The sequence below is a fragment of the Rhizobium sp. RU35A genome, assembly GCF_900156005.1.
Lineage (GTDB): Bacteria > Pseudomonadota > Alphaproteobacteria > Rhizobiales > Rhizobiaceae > Neorhizobium > Neorhizobium straminoryzae.
In genome coordinates this window covers 188,775-205,721 of sequence record NZ_FTMR01000008.1, presented here as the reverse complement: position 1 = coordinate 205,721, position 16,947 = coordinate 188,775, and the positions used below count along the sequence as shown (strand labels likewise).

The window sequence follows — 16,947 nt, the reverse complement described above, 5'->3', positions numbered from 1 at the left end:
GTCAGATCCCGAAGATGCGAAAGTTGGGCCGGCCGGAAAGCTCCCGCACGGCCTCCAGATCGAGCAGGCGGTCAAACAGTCGGCGCGAGGCGAAGCGGGAGAGGCGAGGGGTGGTGAGCGAGCCAGAGACGGCATCCTCGCCAAGCAGCAGGCCGATGGCATCGCCTGCCCCCTTTGCGCGCAGTTTGGGTGCCACCGCCAGCAGGCGCGTGGCGCGCCGATCCATCTCGCCGGCCAGCGTCAGAGCATGGCGCACGGCATCGGCGAGAACGAGCGAGAGCGCGGAAGCGAAATTCGCCTCTCCAGGCAGGAGGCGGCGCTGGCTGCCTTCGCTGCGTAGCCGGGGCGAAAAACGCTCCGCCATCAAAAGCGGCACCGCGGCGGGCCATTGCATCATCTCGGCCAGCAGCGCATCCGCCAGCCACCAGCCGAGCAGTTCGTAAGGGACTCCCAGTGCCGAAACCCTGACCATCCCTTGGGCCATGGCGGAAGGCGCGCTTGCCGTTTCAACACGCAGTCTTCCGCAAAGCGCGGGCAATCCTGAAAGATCATCGCTCCATGGGAGATCGAGCAGCGACACCACCTGCCGCAGGTTCGCTTCGTTCAGTGTCGGCGGGCGGGACGCAAGCCGCTTCCAGGCGGCATAGAGATTGCCGGAAGGCCCGGGCTCGTCGGCCGGACGGCGCAGCACCCAGCCGTCGCGCAGGGCCGCTTCATCCTCGCGGCGCCCGGCCAGGCGCACGGCAGAGACGGCAGAGCGCAGGGCAAGACGTTGCCGCCATGCACCGGCCCAAGGATAATCGGCCCGGACCACCCGGTCGAGCGCGAGAAGGGCTGCCCCCGCCAGAAAGGCGGCCTCCGCTTCCGAGGTGACGGCCACGCGCCGGCCCGCCCAGCCGGGAAGCTGGAAGGAAGGGTCAGGGACGGGGCGCACATCGGCTGCTGGACTCATGACAGGAAGCATAGACGGCTTCGGGGAAGGCGCCAGTCCGTGCAAGACCACCATCGGCCGTCATGCACCGGAAACAGTGTGACCGCCGACAAGACAGGGCAATGGCGTCTTTCAGGCCCGCGGCAGATCGCGCAAGGCCGCCAGGATGGCATCTACCACAGCGTCCAGAGGCTGATCGATATCGATGGTTACGGCATTTTCATCCGGCCCCGGCGGCTCAAGTGCCGCGAACTGGCTGTCAAGCAGGGTGGTTGGCATGAAGTGGCCGGTGCGGGTGCCCATGCGTGCCGCAATCACCGCTCGCGATCCGGAGAGATGCACGAAAACCACCGGGCCTCCAGCCTCTTGCCGGATATGGTCGCGGTAAATGCGCTTCAGCGCCGAGCAGCCGACGATCAGCGGCTTCGTGGCACCGGCCAACCGCTCGCCGACCCGGGTCAGCCAGGGCCAGCGGTCCGCATCGGTCAGGGCCTCGCCGCGGCTCATCTTCTCGATGTTTTCCCTGGGGTGCAGATCATCGCCATCGGAATAGAGCGCACCGGTGCGCCGGGCGAGCGCCTCCCCAACGCTGGACTTGCCCGAACCCGCCACCCCCATCAGCACCATGCGCAGGGGAAGCTCAACAGCCTGTCCTTCGTCCGTCGTCGTCATCGGCCTGATGTCCTTCCTGCTACGGTCGGTTTCCACCGTCTGGAGACGGCAGTTCCGATCCTCTCTGCGATCTGTCTTCGCTCGACGGCAGGCATCGCCCGCTGTCATGGCAGGGGTCAACATATGGCAGGATGCGCCAAGGACAACGGTGCGCGGCCAGACGAGACGGTCAGGCCTCGTCGATCACGGCCTCCACCTCGATCTCCACCTCATAATCGCCGATCAGGTTGCCGGCCTCGATCAGCGTGTTGGCCGGCAGCACCGTGCCGAACACGCGGCCATGGGCGCGGGACACCGGCTCCCATTTTTCGGCATCCTTCAGGTAGATGCGGGTACGGACAACATCCTCCATCTTGGCGCCCAGCGGATTGAGCGAGGCGGCGATCTTGTCGAGGATATAGGTCGCCTGCGCGCCGGCATCGCCGGGCGCCACGCAACGGTCGGTGCCATGGGTTGCCGTGGTGCCGGAGACAAGCACGCGGTTGCCGATCCGGACCGCACGGCTGTAGCCGGCGATCGGTTCCCAGATGCTGCCGGAGGAAACCCGCAGGCGACCCGGGCGGCCCGGCACCGGCTCGGCCTGATAGACGGACGGAATGGCATCGAGATGATGGCTGAGATCGCCGGACGCCGTGAGGAAGGGTGGCTTGCGGTACTCGTCGCCGCAATCGCCGGGGATCGGCTTCGTGCCTGCAAAAGCCGCATCCAGCAGGGCGTGATCCTCCGCATCCAGCGCGAACCGGAAGACGTTGAGGTTGTCGTCGCGATGCTCGCTTTCGCCAAGCCGCGCGCCGATGATGGTGGCCGCCACCACCTGATGCTCCAGCACCCAGCGGCTCGCGACGTTCGACAGCGAGACGCCATGCTTCCTCGCTATCTCGGAGGCGGCGCGCAGGATCGCCTGATAGGGCTCCCAGCCGCCGGCCGTATCGATGAAGCGCTTGTATTTCGAGCGGCTCCAGTCGGCAATGGAGGCAGGCTCCGGCTGGCCGAGCCACTTTTCGGAAAGAAAGCCGCCGCAGAGCGTGCCATAGGCGAGAAGCTTCACGCCGCTTGTGGCGCAGAGATCCGACAGGGCGCCGGCGGCGCGGCGATCGACCAGCGAGAAAGAAACCTGATTGCTGGCAATCTCGATACCATCGGCCAGCGCCAGCGAAAGATGCGCCGCATCGACATTGGTGAGGCCGAGCGCGCCGATCAGGCCCTCCTGCTTCATCGCCTGCATTTCGTGGAGCGCATCGAGCCAGGCCGGATGTTCGAATGTCCACCAGTGGAATTGCAAGAGGTCGATCCTGTCGACGCCGAGGCGCTGCAACCGCTCTTCCACGCCGCGCCGCACGATATCACGGGTCATCGGGCCGGGTTCGGGGCACCATTTGGTAAAGGCACGCGGCTTACCACTGCCTGCCGGAAACCGCTTCAGCAGATGGCCGGTGATGATTTCGGCCGAGCCATAGTGATCGGCCATGTCGAAGGTGTCGAAGCCGGCACGGGCATAGGCCTCCAGCGCATCGGCGCCCTGTTCGGGATCGATGGTCGTGCCATCCTTCTCGATATCGGCCACCTGCCAGAGGCCGCAGACGAGGCGGCTGATCTCCAGACCGGGGGCAAGAAGGGTGCGTTCGGGACGGGCGTGCATGAGGGTCATTCCTTGGATGGGGCCTTGGATGGGGCGCTGCGCAGCGATTTCAGGCGGGTCAGCGGACTGACCTCGCCGAACAGGCCGCGCGGGCGCCAGAGAAGCATGAGGCAGAGGCCGACGCCGATGGCGACGATCTGCAGCGAGGCGGCGCGCGCCTGCTGTTCTGCCGGGACGAAGGTGGAGACGGCAGCGGCAGACAGCGCCCAGAGCCCCCAGACGAGAATGGCACCGGCAATCGCACCGCGATTGTTGCCGGAGCCGCCGACGATCAGCATGGCCCAGACCTGGAAGGTGAGGATCGGCATGTAATTGTCCGGCGCGATAAAGCCGATGAAATGCGCCTGTGCGGCACCGGCAAGGCCCATGATAGCGCCGCCCAGCGTAAAGGCCTGCAGACGAAAGCGGATCGGCCGCTTGCCGAGCGCCTGCGCCGCCATCTCATCCTCGCGGATGGCCCGCAGCACGCGGCCCCACGGGCTTTTCGCCAGATGTTCAAGAGCAAGATAAAGGGCGAGCACCACCACGGCCATCACCGCGAAATTGGCGAGGCTGAACGCCAGCGCATTGTCCTGCAGCTCGGCAAAAGGGCGCGGAATGAAGCCGATGCCGAAGGGGCCACCGGTCAACGGCTGCAGGTTCAGCATGCAGAGCTGCACGGTAACCGCGATGCCGAAGGTGGCGATCGCCAGATAATCGGACCGCAGCCGGATCGTGAGCGCCCCGACCGCCCAGGAGAGCAGACCGGAGGTCACAGCCGCCCCCAGCCAGCCGACGAAGATCGGCAGCTCGAAACCGCCGAAACGGTCCGGGCTCGGTGGGGTGGTCAGAAGCGCCGAGGTATAGGCGCCGACAGCGACGAAGGCGGCAATGCCGACATTGAACAGACCGGTCATCCCCCATTGCACATTGAGGCCCAGGCAGATGATCGCATAGGTCAGCGCCATCGACAGGAAGAAGGCGGCATAGGCGAGAATATCGAGGGTCATGACGCTTTCCCGAACAGGCCGCGCGGACGCACGAGGAGGACGGCGATGAGGATGACGAAGGAGACGGCGGCGCGCCATTCCGCCCCCACCGCCTGCACGGCAAGCGCCTCACAGAGCCCGATGATGAGGCCGGCCAGCATCGCGCCCGGCACCGAACCGATGCCGCCGAGGATGGCCGCGGCAAACAGCGGCAGCAGCAGGTCATGGCCGAGATAGGGGCGGATCTGGATCAGGAGCCCGCTCATGATGCCGGCGACGCAGGCGAGGGCAGCACCGAGGAACCAGACGGTACGGATCACCCGGCGCACATCGATGCCGGCAATGCTGGCGAGTGCCGGATTCTCACTGACCGCCCGCATGGCGCGGCCGATATCCGTGCGCGTCATCAAAAGATGCACGGTGACGACGGCGACCAGCGCCACCCCCAGCATCAGCAACTGGTCCGGCGTGGCGCGAAGACCGCCGCCAAGCTTCATGGCAATCTGCAGCGCCTTGGTGAAATAGGCGGGCTTCGAGGTAAACAGGAATTCCAGAAGGCTGCGCAGCGCCAGCGACGCGCCGAAACTTGCCATCACCATGATGATAATCGCGCTGCCGCGACGGCGGAAGCTGGAGAAGAGGAGGGCATCCACCGCCAGCGCCAGAAGGCCCGTCAACCCAATCGCAATCACGGCCGAGATGGGCAGCGCCCAGCCGAAGGAGAAGGGCGCGATGGGCTTTGTCAGGCCTGCCGACAGGAAGCCGAGCGCACCGGCAACCGCAAGCGCCAGATAGGCGCCCCAGGACAAAAGCTCGCCATGGGCGAAATTCGAGAAGCGCAGAATGGAATAGGTCAGCGTCACGCCGACGGCGCCAAGGCCGATGATCGCACCGGCAATCAGGCCGTCCATGATGAATTGCGGGTTCATGCGGGCGCCCCCTGATGGCCATGCGCGGTGCCGAGATAGATCTTTCCGACCAGCGGATCGCTGGCGAGTTCCTCCGGCAGGCCTTCATGGGCAATGCGGCCTTCGGCAAGGATGACGGCGCGGCTGGCAATCGCAAGTGCTGCCTTCACGTTCTGCTCCACCAGCAGCACGGTCACGCCGCCGGCATTGATCGCCTTCAGCATGTCGAAGACTTCGCTGACGATTTTGGGCGAAAGGCCGGCCGAGGGCTCGTCGAGGATGATGACCGGCGGATCGAGCGCCAGCGCGCGCGCCACCGCCAGCATCTGCCGCTGGCCGCCGGACAGCGCGCCTGCCAGACGCGAGGGCCGGGCAGCCAGATCCGGGAAGCGGGCAAACAGCGCCTCGATGGCGGCGCCACGTTTTGCTTTCGGAAGATGCGCAACCGCGATCTGCAGGTTTTCCAGAATGGTCATGGTCGCAAAGACGTTTTCCGTCTGCGGGACGAAGGCCAGCCCCTCCGCCACCTTGCGGTGCGGGCTGACATGGGTGATGTCGCGTCCGTTCAGCATCATCGTGCCGGCATGGATGGGCACCAGACCGGCAATCGCCTTGACGAAGGTGGATTTGCCAGCACCATTCGGACCGAGCAGCACCACCAGTTCGCCACTCGACACGGAAAAATCGATGCCGCGCACGATCGGCAGGTCCGGCTCGTAGCCGGCCACAAGTCCGTGGGTCGAAAGAATGGGGGCCGTCATGCGCCGCCTCCGAGATAGGCTTCGATGACCGCCGGGTTGGAGGCAACGTCCGCAGGCGTGCCTTCCGCCAGCAGCCTGCCGAGCGCCATGGCAACGACGCGGGTGCAGAGCCGCGACACCATGTCCATGTTGTGCTCGATCAGCAGGATCGACTTGCCCTGTTTGTTGAGCGCGATGACGCGCTCGATGATGACCTCCAGCAGCGCCGGATTGACGCCGGCTGCCGGCTCATCGAGCAGGATCACGTCCGGATCGGCCATCAGCACGCGGGCAAGCTCCAGAAGCTTGCGCTGGCCGCCAGACAGGACCCGCGCCGGCTGATGTTCGAGATGGGAGAGGGTGACGAAGTCGAGAAGTCCGCGCGCCTTTTCGATCAGCGCCTTCTCCTCAGCACGCACCGTCGCCGGCTTCAGAAAGTTGGCGATCAGGCCTTCGCCCTGCTGGCGCTGCCCGCCAACCAGCAGGTTCTCCAGCACGCTCATTTCGGCAAAGGGCTTTGGAATCTGGAAAGTGCGGGCCAAGCCATGGCCGATGCGCTTTTCCGGGGCCTCGCGGGAGACTTCGCGGCCGGCAATCCACAATTCGCCGGAGGTCGGCTGCATGCTGCCGGCAATCAGGCTGAACATCGTCGTCTTGCCGGCGCCGTTCGGCCCGATCAGCCCCACCATTTCCTGACGCCCGACCGTCAGCGACATGCCGTCCACCGCCGTCATGCCGAAAAACCGCTTGGTCAGGCGTCTTGCCTCGATCATCGGGGGAGGGTGTGCAGAGCTTTGTGGAATTGCGCTTGCGGTCATCATGAAAATTGGGTCTTGATTTGATGTATGATGTTTGATCAAACTTTAAGCCTAAAAGAAAATCAACCGGAAAATTGAACGGCTGATGCATGAGGCAGGGATGACGGAAACACACTTGAACAGCGTCGAGGCGCTGACGCCGGTCGGACGGGAAACCGTTCAGGATCGCGTCTATGGCCAGTTGCGCCAGACCTTGATCAATGGCGGCTTTGCCGCCGGCGATCCGCTGCGGATCGTTGATCTGGCCGAACGGCTGCAGACCAGCACCATGCCGGTGCGTGAAGCGCTCGGCCGCCTCGTCTCGGAACAGGCGCTGGAGGCCATGCCGAACCGCACCGTGCGCGTGCCGCTGATCACCCGCCAGCGGCTGGACGATCTGGAGCGTGCGCGCGTGCTGATCGAAGGCCGCCTCGTCCAGGTTGCCCTGCCCAATCTCAGCGCCGAGGACATCGCAATCCTCAAACAGGTCAATCACGATTGCGATCATGCCTTCGAAGAGCATGGTCAGGACATCGGCCCCGTCACCTCGCAGTTCAACCAGCGCTTCCACTTCCACATCTATCGCGCCGCCGGTTCGCATGTGCTGATTCCGATTGTCGAAAGCCTGTGGCTGCAATCGGGTCCCGTGGTTCGGGCCGCCGCGCAGATCCATGACGAACAGGGTGGCCTTGCCGCGACCGATCATCACTGGGCGATGATCGAGGCGATCGAGAACGGCGATGCGGAGACGGCCATGCAGGCGCTCGCCAACGATATTGGCCGTTCCTTCGATCTCGTTCGGGCGCGACTGGCGAGCGGCGAGGAGGCGGCATGAGCAAGGATGACAGCTTCGAACTCTTCGACCTGCATGTCGAGGTCGTGGTCCCGGAAGACGGACCCGTTTATTGCGGTGCCAAGCCCGGCGATCATTTCGAGCTGAAGGGCGAGATGCTGTATCTGCCGCCGGGGCAGGGCATCTCCATCTACTCGCTCGCTTCCGTGCTGCCGCTCCTGGCCGCCAAGCAGCGCCCCACCCATCCGCATGACTGGATGACGACGGATGCGGATATCGCCTGTCCCGATCCGAACTGCGCGACGCGCCTGCGCATCCGCCGCACCGGGCTTCGCCGCTTCAGCCATGCCGAAACCACTGCCGTTCCCTTGAGAGAAGACTGATCCCATGCAACGCATCACGCTCGCCCCCGGCTATGAAATCTCCCGCGTCATCCGCGGCGGCTGGCAGCTTGCCGGCGGGCACGGCGCCGTCGATCCGGCCGTCGCGGTGGAGGATATGGTAGCGTTCGCCGATGCCGGCATCACCACCTTCGACTGTGCCGATATCTATACCGGTGTCGAGGAGTTGATCGGCCGCTTCCGCCTTGCCTATCGCGACCTTCGCGGTGAAGAGGCGCTGCGCCGCATTCGCGTGCACACCAAGTTCGTGCCGGACCTTACGGTGCTGCCCACCATCAGCAAGGCTTACGTCGAGGGCGTCATCGATACCTCGCTGAAGCGGCTCAACCTCGAACGGCTGGACCTCGTGCAGTTCCACTGGTGGGCCTATGACATCGACGGCTGGCTGGAGACGGCAGGCTGGCTGAAGGAGCTCCAGCAGGCCGGCAAGATCGACAAGGTCAGCGGCACCAATTTCGACAGCGACCATATCGAAGCGCTCATCGCCGCCGGCATTCCGCTTGCCTCGCTGCAGCTGCAATATTCGCTGCTCGACCGGCGGCCGGAAAAGCGCATGGTATCACTCGCCGCACAGCATGATTTCGCGCTGTTCTGCTACGGCACGGTGGCGGGTGGCTTCCTCAGCGACAAGTGGCTGGGCCTTGCCGAACCCTCCCATCCGCTCGAGAACCGGTCGCTCACCAAGTATAAGCTGATCATCGACGATATCGGCGGCTGGGACCTGTTCCAGGCGCTGCTTGGCACACTGCGGGGCATCGCCGACCGCCACCAGACCGATATCGCAACCATCGCCAGCGCCGCCATGCTGCGGCGTCCGGGCGTGGCCGCCGTCATCGTCGGCGCGCGCAACCGCGATCATCTGGCAGAAAATCTCGCCATTTCCGACATCACCCTGTCGGACAAGGATCTCTCCGATATCGAGGCCGTGATGGCCGAGGCGAAGGAGTTGGAGGGTGACGTCTACACGCTCGAACGCGACCGCAACGGACGTCACGGCAGCATCATGAAATACAATCTGAACAAAGGGGAATGACATGAAAAAACTCGTTCTTGCATCCACCATGCTGGCAGGGCTTGCCGTCTCGGCCCTCCCGGCCTTCTCCGCCGATTGCGACATCACCGTCGGCGTCGTCATGGAACTGACCGGCCCTGCCGGCGAATACGGCAAGGCGGGCGCCAAGTCCGTCGAAATGGCCTTCAAGGATTTCAACGATGCCGGCGGCGTCGGCGGCTGCAAGCTGGTGATGGACACCCGCGACAGCCAGAGCCAGGGCACGGTGGCCGTCGACCAGGCCACCCAGCTCGTCAACATCAAGAAGGTGCCGGTCATCATCGGCGGCATCATCTCGTCGGTGTCGATCCCGATCCTGACCTCGGTGACGGCGCCGGCCGGCGTCGTGCAGGTGTCGCCCGCCTCGTCCTCGCCGACGCTGACGGCGCTTGGCCGCGACGGCAAGACGAATGGCGTGTTCTTCCGCACCATCACGTCGGATGCGCTGCAAGGCACGGCGGCCGCGAAATACGCCCTCGACCAGGGCCTGAAAAAGATCGCCATCATCCACGTCAACAACGACTTCGGCGTCAACATGGTGAAGGAGTTCACCGCCGCCTATGCCAAGCTTGGGGGCACGATCACCTCCACCACGCCCTACAACGAAAAGCAGGCAAGCTATTCGTCTGAAGCAAGTGCCGCGATGAAGGGCGATCCGGACGCTCTCTACCTCGTCAGCACGCCGGTCGATGGCGCAACGATCGCCCGCGCCTGGCTCTCCGGCGGTGGCGCTGCCAAGTTCCTGCTGAATGACGGCATGAACTCCAAGGACTTCATCGAAAGCGTCGGCGTACAGTATCTGAACGATGCCTATGGTACCTCGTCCGGCACCAGCCCGACGGCCTCGACGGAGTATTTCAACGCCAATTACGAAAAGTTCTCCGGCGGCATTTCGCCGGGCGCGCCGGCCGCCGACCGCTCCTATGATGCCGGTGCCATCGTGGCGCTCGCCATCGCCAAGGCCGGCAAGGCGGACAAGGCCGCCATCAAGACCGCGATTTCCGAGGTGGTGGCCGAAGGCGGCACGCCGATCCATGCCGGCAAGGCGGAATTCGAAAAGGCGCTGAAGCTCATCAAGGACGGCAAGCCGGTCAAGTATGAAGGCGTCATCGGCCCGGTCTCCTTCGACAAGTATGGCGACATCACCGGCCCCTTCCGTCTGTGGAAGATCAAGGACGGCCAGGTGACGACCATCGGCGAGATGAGCGCCGACGAGGTTTCCAAGATCAAGGCACAGCTCACCAAGTAAGGACGCCGATCATCCGATCTCCAGCGGGGGCCGAAAGGCCCCCACATCGTTTCCGCACTTTGCACCGATCCGATGCACCGTCAGTTTTGACATGCATCAATGTCGACGTCCTCCCATCGGCGGAAGGTAGGCCATCACAACCGGGCAATCTGATGCGTGAGGTCCTTCCACGCATCGCTCACGTGGCGGAGACGCGGCAGGATGGCAGAATCAGCATCCATCGACGGCAAGGTTCTCGCGGTGCGCGGCGCCATCATCGACGTTGCCTTCCCGGCGGATCATCTCCCCCGCATCAATGACGCGCTGCGCATCGAAACCGACGGAGAACCCGTGCTGGCGGAAGTGCAGGCGCATCTCGGCGATACTGCCGTGCGCGCCATCGCATTGCAGGCCACCATGGGCCTGAAGCGCGGCAGCCGGGTCGAAAACACGCAAGGTCCGGTCACCGTGCCGGTTGGCGATGTCGTGCTCGGCCGCCTGATTGACGTGACCGGCACCGTGCGCGACAACGGCGCGGCCTTCGGTCCCGAGACGATCCGTCGCCCCATCCATCGCGCCGCGCCGCCGCTGTCGGCACAGACCGGCAAGACCAGCCTGTTCGTCACCGGCATCAAGGTGCTGGATCTGCTCGCCCCGCTGCCGCTCGGCGGGAAGGCCGCCATGTTCGGCGGCGCCGGTGTCGGCAAGACGGTTCTCGTCATGGAACTGATCCAGGCCATGGTGAAAAGCTACAAGGGCATTTCCGTCTTTGCCGGCGTCGGCGAGCGCTCGCGCGAAGGCCACGAAATGCTGCTGGACATGACGGCCTCACGCATGCTGGAGCGCACGGCCCTCGTCTACGGGCAAATGAACGAACCGCCCGGTGCGCGCTGGCGCGTGCCGATGACAGCGCTGTCAATCGCAGAATATTTCCGCGACGAGAAGCAGCAGAACGTGCTGCTGCTGATGGACAACATCTTCCGCTTTGTCCAGGCGGGGGCGGAAGTCTCGGGTCTTCTCGGACGCCTGCCGTCGCGCGTCGGCTACCAGCCGACACTTGCCAGTGAAGTCGCCGCCCTGCAGGAGCGGATCGCATCGGTCGGCGATGCCTCCGTCACCGCCATCGAGGCCGTCTATGTGCCGGCCGACGATTTCACCGATCCGGCCGTCACCACCATTGCCGCGCATGTGGACAGCACCGTCGTCCTGTCGCGCGCCATGGCGGCCGAGGGCATGTATCCCGCCGTCGATCCGATCGCCTCATCCTCCACCCTGCTGGAGGCGGATGTGGTGGGAAAGGAGCATGCGGATACGGCGGTGGCGGTGCGCCGCGCCATCGAACATTACCGCGAACTGCAGGATGTGATCGCTCTGCTCGGCATGGACGAGCTGGGCGCTGCCGACCGCAAGGTCGTGCAGCGGGCGCGCCGGCTGCAGCGCTTCCTGAGCCAGCCCTTCGTGGTGACAGAGGCCTTTACCGGCATTCCCGGACGTTCCGTCAGCCTGGCCGATACGATCGCCGGCTGCAAGGCGATCCTCTCCGGTGTGTGCGACGACTGGCAGGAAAACTCGCTTTACATGGTCGGCACCATCGACGAAGCCCGGCAGAAGGAGGAGGCCGGGCGACAGGCCGCCGGTGCCGCATCCGCCAGTGGCGAAAGGGCCGCCTGATGCGCACGCTCGCCCTCACCATCAGCACGCCGTTCGACGTGCTCGTCAAGGCCAGCCCCATCCGCTCGCTCAGGGCAGAAGATGCGAGCGGCAGCTTCGGCATCCTGCCAGGTCATGTGGATTTCCTCACCGCGCTGCCGGTCTCGGTGGTGCGCTGGATGACCGAGGCGGGCGAAGCGGGCTTTTGCGCCGTGCGGGGCGGCATCATGACGGTTTCGCAGGGAAGCGAGGTGGCGATCGCCTGCCGGCAGGGCAAGCTCGGCACCGCGCTCGACACACTGGCCGCCGATGTCGCCGCCTTCGTGGAAGAGGAACGGGATGCCGCCCGCCGCGCCTCCACCGCCCAGATGCGGGTGCATGCGCGCGCGGTGCGTCAGCTGATGCACTATCTCAATCCGCAGGGTGAGACGGGCGGGGCCTTCGACAGCCGGGAGGGGGCCCCATGAGCAAGAAACCGGAAAAGGCGGCGCGTCCCGAACCGCGCGACGACCGTCTGATCGAGGCCGCCCATCAGGCTGCGGAGCGCAAGAGGGCCGGTGACGACAATCCGGAGCCGCCCTTCAGCCGCCGGCTGGCGCAAATCGGCGTGCTCGGCTGGGCAATCGTCGTGCCGATCCTGCTCGGGCTTCTCGCCGGCCACTGGCTCGACCGCCTTCTGTCAACCGGCATTCTCTTTTCCGCCGGTCTGATCGTCGCCGGTGCGGCGGTCGGGCTCTGGTCCGCCTGGAAATGGATGCATGGCCATGATTGAGATCCTGATATCCTTTGCGACGGCTGCCGCCCCGCTTGCCGCCCTCATCGGCTTCGCCGCCGGCCTGGCGCTCGGCCTCCTGCATTTCCTGACGCTGAAGCGGAATACCGAATTTTTCGCGCAAGGCCGGTTTGGCCGGGCTTTCCTGCTGCAGCTTGTCCGCTTCGGCCTGCTGATCGTGGTCATGGTCGTGATGGCGAAGATCGGGGCCGTCGCCCTTCTCGCCGGCCTGTCCGGCCTTCTGCTCAGCCGTGCGCTGATCCTCAAGCGGGAAAGGCGGGCCTCATGATCTCCTCGCCGCTCTCGACCGATGTCCTGTTTCATATCGGGCCGATCCCCGTCTCGGACCCCGTGGTGGTCACCTGGGGCATCATGGCCGTCATGACGCTCGGCCTGTGGCTTGCCACCCGCCGCCTGACCATCAAGGCAGGCCCGGTGCAGGCCGTGCTGGAGATGATCGTCGAGGTCATCGACGGGCAGATCCGCGAGAGCATGCAGGTCGATCCCGCGCCGTACCGTACGCTGATCGGCACGCTGTTTCTCTTCATTTTCATCGCCAACTGGTCGTCGCTGATCCCCGGCGTCGAACCGCCAACCGCCCATATCGAGACGGATGCAGCGCTGGCGGCCCTTGTTGCCGGCGCCACCCTTTATTTCGGCATCCGGGTGCGCGGCCTTGGCGGATATCTCAAGACCTTTGCCGAGCCGAGCTGGGTGATGATCCCGCTCAACATCATCGAACAGATCACCCGCACCTTTTCGCTGATCGTGCGCCTGTTCGGCAATGTGATGAGCGGCGTCTTCGTCATCGGCATCGTGCTGTCGCTCGCCGGCCTGCTGGTGCCTATCCCACTGATGGCACTCGATCTGCTGACCGGTGCCGTTCAGGCCTACATCTTCGCCATTCTGGCGACCGTCTTCCTCGGCTCCGCCGTCAGCGGCGAAGAGGGCGGCAAGCCGGAACCCCAACCGCCGCAGAAGGAAGACTGACCATGGATATCCTGCCCGCCATCAGCATCATTGCCGCAGCGCTTGCCGTCGGCTTCGGCGCCATCGGCCCGGCACTTGCCGAAGGCCGGGCGGTTGCCGCGGCCATGGATGCCATCGCCCGTCAGCCGGAATCGGCCGGCACGCTCTCGCGCACGCTGTTCGTCGGCCTCGCGATGATCGAAACCATGGCGATCTACTGCCTCGTCATCGCGCTGCTGGTGCTGTTTGCCAATCCCTTCGTGAAGTGACGGGTTGTTCCCATGCACATCGACTGGTGGACGCTCGGTCTTCAGGCGCTCAATGTCGGCGTCCTTCTGTGGATCTTTTCCCGCTTCCTCTTTCGCCCCGTGGCCGACATCGTGCGGAAGCGGCAGGAGGCGGCCGATACCGTGCTGGCACAGGCCGAGGCAAGCCGTGCGGCAGCACTTGCCCACGAGGCAGAAGCGCAGGTGAATGCCGACAGGCTTTCCGCCGAGCGGGAGCGTGTGATGGCCGATGCGGAGGCGAAGGCCAGGGCAACCGCCGAGGCAATCCTCTCCGATGCGAACCGGGATGCGGCAAGGATCCGCGCGGATGCGGAGGCGGCGACCGTCGCGCTGAAGGAGGCGGAAATGACACGGCTTGCGACCGAAGCCAGCCGGCTTTCGCTGGAGATCACCCGCAAGCTTCTCGCCCGCCTGCCCTCCGAACTGCTGGTATCCGGTTTCATCGACGGCTTGTCCGACGCGGTCGCCCATCTGCCGGAAGAGACACGTGCCGGCATGGGCAACCCGGATCAGCCGCTGATCCTCACCGCAGCGCGCCCGCTGACGGATGCCGAACGGCAAGCCTGCCAGGACGTGCTGGAAAGAATCCTCGGCCGCTCCGTCACCCTCACCACCGAGACCGACCCGTCGCTCCTCGCGGGGCTGGAACTCGAGGCGCCGCATGCCCTGGTGCGCAACAGTTTCCGCGCCGATCTCGAACGCATCGAAGCAAGGTTGATCCATCATGACTGATACGCCGGACGCCACAGGCACGAACGGCTGGCTCACGCACCAGCAGCAGCAACTCGCCGATGTCACGCTGTCGGCCGATGCAGCCTCGCTCGGACGCGTCGAACAGGTGGCGGATGGCATCGCCCGCGTCTCCGGCCTGCCGGACGTGAGGCTGAACGAGTTGCTGCTGTTCGACAACGATCGGCTGGGTTTCGCGCTGACCCTGGAAGCCCGAGACATCGGCACCGTGCTGCTGGACGAGGGCGAGGCGGTACGAGCCGGCTCGCGGGTACGCGGCACCGGTACGGTGGTCACCGTGCCGGTGGGGCCGGCACTGCTTGGCCGCGTCGTCGATCCGCTGGGACGGCCGCTGGACGGGGGGCCGCCCATTCAGGCCACCGACATGCTGCCGGCGGAGCGGCCGGCCCCCTCCATCATCGAGCGGGATCTGGTGAGCGAACCGGCCGAGACCGGTATTCTGGTAGTGGACGCGCTCTTCGCGCTCGGGCGCGGCCAGCGTGAGCTCATCATCGGCGACCGCGCCACCGGCAAGACCTCCATCGGCGTCGATGCCATCGTCAACCAGAAGCAGTCCGACATGATCTGCGTCTACGTGGCGATCGGCCAGCGCGCGTCCGATGTCGAACGGGTGATCGCGGCCGTACGCGCCCATGGCGCGCCGGAGCGCTGCATCTTCGTGGTGGCCGCGGCCTCCTCGGCGGCGGGCCTGCAATGGATCGCCCCCTTCGCCGCCTTCTCGATGGCCGAATATTTCCGCGATCGCGGCCAGCATGTGCTGATCGTCATCGACGATCTCACCAAACATGCCGCCACCCACCGCGAACTGGCGCTGTTGACGCGCGAGCCCCCTGGGCGCGAGGCCTATCCGGGCGACATTTTCTATATCCATGCGCGGCTGCTGGAACGCGCGGCCAAGCTGTCGCCGGCGCTTGGCGGGGGATCGATCACGGCACTGCCGATTGCCCAGACGGATGCCGGCAATCTGTCGGCCTATATCCCCACCAATCTGATTTCGATCACCGATGGCCAGATCGTGCTCTCCACCCGGCTTCTGGCGCTCGACCAGCGACCGCCGGTGGATGTCGGCCTCAGCGTCAGCCGCGTCGGCGGCAAGGCGCAGAAGAAGGCGTTGCGGGATGTCTCTGGCCGCATCCGGCTCGATTATTCGCAGTTTCTCGAACTGGAGAGCTTTACCCGCTTCGGCGGCATGTCCGATACGCGGGTCAAGCCGCAGATCGAGCATGGCAAGCGCATCCGCGCCCTGCTCACCCAGCCACGCTTTCGCGGCCTGCGCATGGCCGATCAGGTGGCGCTGCTGGCCGCCCTCAATGATGGCGTGCTGGATACCATTCCCGTCGAGGTGATCCCGGATCTTTGCCAGCGTCTGCCGGCCCATCTCGACGCACAGGCGCGGACCGCCGTCGACCAGCTAGCAGGCAGCGGCATGCTGTCGGAGGAGATCCGCAAACAGCTGATCGAGGCCGTGCGGATGCTGGGCAGCGATCTGGCACGCGCCACTGCGGCCACGCCGGAGGCCGCATGAGCGAGCGGCTGACCGATATCGAGGCGCGCATCCGTTCCGTCGAGCAGCTGTCTTCGGTGATCGAGGCGATGCGCGGCATGGCGGCCGCCCGCGCGCAAGAGGCCAGCCATCATCTCGCTGGCGTGCGGGCCTATGCCGCGACCATTGCGGCCGCAATCGGCCGCGTGGCGCCGTCGGGACAAACGCCCGCTCCTGCCCGATGGCGCAAAGGCTCGCATCTCGTCGTCGCCCTCTGTGCGGAGCAAGGCTTTGCGGGAGGCTTCAGCCGGCGCATCCTCGACCGGTTCGTCCGCCTGCGTGACGACAGGCAGGACCAGGCGGTGGAATTGCTGCTGATCGGGGATCGCGGGATTCTCGCGGCACTGGAGCGCGATCTGCAGCCCTCCTGGTCCGCGCCGATGATTTCCGCCACCGCCGAGGCAGCGAGCCTCAGCAACCGCATCATGGAGGAAATCTACGAGCGGATCGGCAAGGAGCCGGTGGAGCGCGTCTCGCTGCTCTACGCCAATCCGGGCGGGGCGATGGCAGACATCATCGAACGGCAGATCATTCCTTTCGACGCCAGCCAGCTGGACCGGCCGGCCGGCCGCACGCCGCCCCTCCTTCATCTCTCTCCCGAAACCCTGTTCGAAAGCCTTGCGGAAGAATATGTCTTCGCCGAAATCTGCGAGGCGGTCGTTCTCTCCTATGCCGCGGAAAATGAAACGCGCATGCGCGCCATGATGTCGGCGGAGCGCAACGTCTCGGAAACGCTGGAGACGCTCACCGCCTCTGCACGCCGCCAGCGGCAGGAGGAGATCAGCAACGAAATCAGCGAACTCAGCACCAGCATTCTGTCCTCGGCATCCGCCTGAACAGGGCTGGCC

At 65.4% G+C, this 16,947-nt stretch carries 20 protein-coding genes; 13 read left to right on the top strand and 7 right to left on the bottom strand.

Annotated elements, in window-relative coordinates:
- Position 1 precedes the first annotated feature (1 nt).
- The 7 genes from F3H95_RS18625 to F3H95_RS18595 all read right to left on the bottom strand — a co-directional run bounded on the left by F3H95_RS18625 (position 2) and on the right by F3H95_RS18595 (position 6,676).
- Positions 2–952, bottom strand: a complete 951-nt coding sequence (locus F3H95_RS18625) for a DUF1403 family protein (protein ID WP_149747087.1) — start codon at positions 950–952, stop codon at positions 2–4.
- Positions 953–1,063: 111 nt separating this feature from the next.
- The gene (locus tag F3H95_RS18620) at positions 1,064–1,603 is read right to left on the bottom strand and encodes a gluconokinase (protein WP_244618067.1); all 540 of its coding nucleotides are present in this window, start codon (positions 1,601–1,603) and stop codon (positions 1,064–1,066) included.
- Positions 1,604–1,772: 169 nt separating this feature from the next.
- Positions 1,773–3,242: an aldo/keto reductase gene (locus F3H95_RS18615; RefSeq protein WP_149747086.1), complete on the bottom strand. Its 1,470-nt coding sequence runs from the start codon at positions 3,240–3,242 to the stop codon at positions 1,773–1,775.
- 5 nt (positions 3,243–3,247) lie between these two features.
- Positions 3,248–4,231: a branched-chain amino acid ABC transporter permease gene (locus tag F3H95_RS18610; RefSeq protein ID WP_149747085.1), complete on the bottom strand. Its 984-nt coding sequence runs from the start codon at positions 4,229–4,231 to the stop codon at positions 3,248–3,250.
- Positions 4,228–5,139 (bottom strand): branched-chain amino acid ABC transporter permease, encoded by a 912-nt coding sequence (locus F3H95_RS18605; protein WP_142880559.1) that lies wholly within the window; start codon positions 5,137–5,139, stop codon positions 4,228–4,230. The genes F3H95_RS18610 and F3H95_RS18605 overlap by 4 nt, the downstream gene beginning before the upstream one ends.
- Positions 5,136–5,879, bottom strand: a complete 744-nt coding sequence (locus F3H95_RS18600; RefSeq protein WP_142880560.1) for an ABC transporter ATP-binding protein — start codon at positions 5,877–5,879, stop codon at positions 5,136–5,138. The genes F3H95_RS18605 and F3H95_RS18600 overlap by 4 nt, the downstream gene beginning before the upstream one ends.
- Entirely contained in the window at positions 5,876–6,676 is an 801-nt protein-coding gene (locus F3H95_RS18595; protein WP_142880631.1) for an ABC transporter ATP-binding protein, read from the bottom strand. The genes F3H95_RS18600 and F3H95_RS18595 overlap by 4 nt, the downstream gene beginning before the upstream one ends.
- A gap of 100 nt (positions 6,677–6,776) precedes the next feature.
- On the opposite strand from F3H95_RS18595, the gene F3H95_RS18590 reads away from it, so the two are divergent.
- From F3H95_RS18590 to F3H95_RS18530, 13 genes are all read left to right on the top strand, one after another.
- Positions 6,777–7,490, top strand: a complete 714-nt coding sequence (locus F3H95_RS18590; RefSeq protein WP_149747084.1) for a GntR family transcriptional regulator — start codon at positions 6,777–6,779, stop codon at positions 7,488–7,490.
- Positions 7,487–7,831 carry a TIGR04076 family protein gene (locus F3H95_RS18585; protein WP_142880562.1) on the top strand — a complete coding sequence of 115 codons (345 nt, stop codon included), beginning with the start codon at positions 7,487–7,489 and terminating at the stop codon, positions 7,829–7,831. Before F3H95_RS18590 ends, F3H95_RS18585 begins: the two co-directional genes overlap by 4 nt.
- Before the next feature lie 4 nt (positions 7,832–7,835).
- Complete coding sequence (locus tag F3H95_RS18580; RefSeq protein WP_149747083.1) at positions 7,836–8,882, top strand: aldo/keto reductase; 1,047 nt, start codon at positions 7,836–7,838, stop codon at positions 8,880–8,882.
- Position 8,883: 1 nt separating this feature from the next.
- On the top strand, positions 8,884–10,149 hold the full coding sequence (locus F3H95_RS18575; RefSeq protein WP_149747082.1) for an ABC transporter substrate-binding protein: 1,266 nt from the start codon (positions 8,884–8,886) through the stop codon (positions 10,147–10,149).
- 201 nt (positions 10,150–10,350) lie between these two features.
- Positions 10,351–11,799 (top strand): F0F1 ATP synthase subunit beta, encoded by a 1,449-nt coding sequence (gene atpD, locus F3H95_RS18570; protein WP_149747081.1) that lies wholly within the window; start codon positions 10,351–10,353, stop codon positions 11,797–11,799.
- Complete coding sequence (locus tag F3H95_RS18565) at positions 11,799–12,245, top strand: F0F1 ATP synthase subunit epsilon (protein ID WP_244618066.1); 447 nt, start codon at positions 11,799–11,801, stop codon at positions 12,243–12,245. The genes atpD and F3H95_RS18565 overlap by 1 nt, the downstream gene beginning before the upstream one ends.
- Positions 12,242–12,550, top strand: coding sequence for an AtpZ/AtpI family protein (locus F3H95_RS18560; protein WP_149747080.1), 309 nt, complete (start codon positions 12,242–12,244; stop codon positions 12,548–12,550). Before F3H95_RS18565 ends, F3H95_RS18560 begins: the two co-directional genes overlap by 4 nt.
- Positions 12,537–12,839 carry an ATP synthase subunit I gene (locus tag F3H95_RS18555; protein ID WP_210248570.1) on the top strand — a complete coding sequence of 101 codons (303 nt, stop codon included), beginning with the start codon at positions 12,537–12,539 and terminating at the stop codon, positions 12,837–12,839. The genes F3H95_RS18560 and F3H95_RS18555 overlap by 14 nt, the downstream gene beginning before the upstream one ends.
- Complete coding sequence (locus F3H95_RS18550) at positions 12,839–13,540, top strand: F0F1 ATP synthase subunit A (protein ID WP_149747132.1); 702 nt, start codon at positions 12,839–12,841, stop codon at positions 13,538–13,540. Before F3H95_RS18555 ends, F3H95_RS18550 begins: the two co-directional genes overlap by 1 nt.
- Before the next feature lie 2 nt (positions 13,541–13,542).
- The gene (locus tag F3H95_RS18545) at positions 13,543–13,788 is read left to right on the top strand and encodes a F0F1 ATP synthase subunit C (RefSeq protein WP_142880569.1); all 246 of its coding nucleotides are present in this window, start codon (positions 13,543–13,545) and stop codon (positions 13,786–13,788) included.
- A gap of 12 nt (positions 13,789–13,800) precedes the next feature.
- Entirely contained in the window at positions 13,801–14,538 is a 738-nt protein-coding gene (locus tag F3H95_RS18540) for a F0F1 ATP synthase subunit delta (RefSeq protein ID WP_149747079.1), read from the top strand.
- A complete protein-coding gene (locus F3H95_RS18535; protein WP_149747078.1) occupies positions 14,531–16,081 on the top strand; it encodes a F0F1 ATP synthase subunit alpha in 1,551 nt (516 codons plus the stop codon). The genes F3H95_RS18540 and F3H95_RS18535 overlap by 8 nt, the downstream gene beginning before the upstream one ends.
- The gene (locus tag F3H95_RS18530) at positions 16,078–16,935 is read left to right on the top strand and encodes a FoF1 ATP synthase subunit gamma (protein WP_149747077.1); all 858 of its coding nucleotides are present in this window, start codon (positions 16,078–16,080) and stop codon (positions 16,933–16,935) included. The genes F3H95_RS18535 and F3H95_RS18530 overlap by 4 nt, the downstream gene beginning before the upstream one ends.
- Positions 16,936–16,947 lie beyond the last annotated feature (12 nt).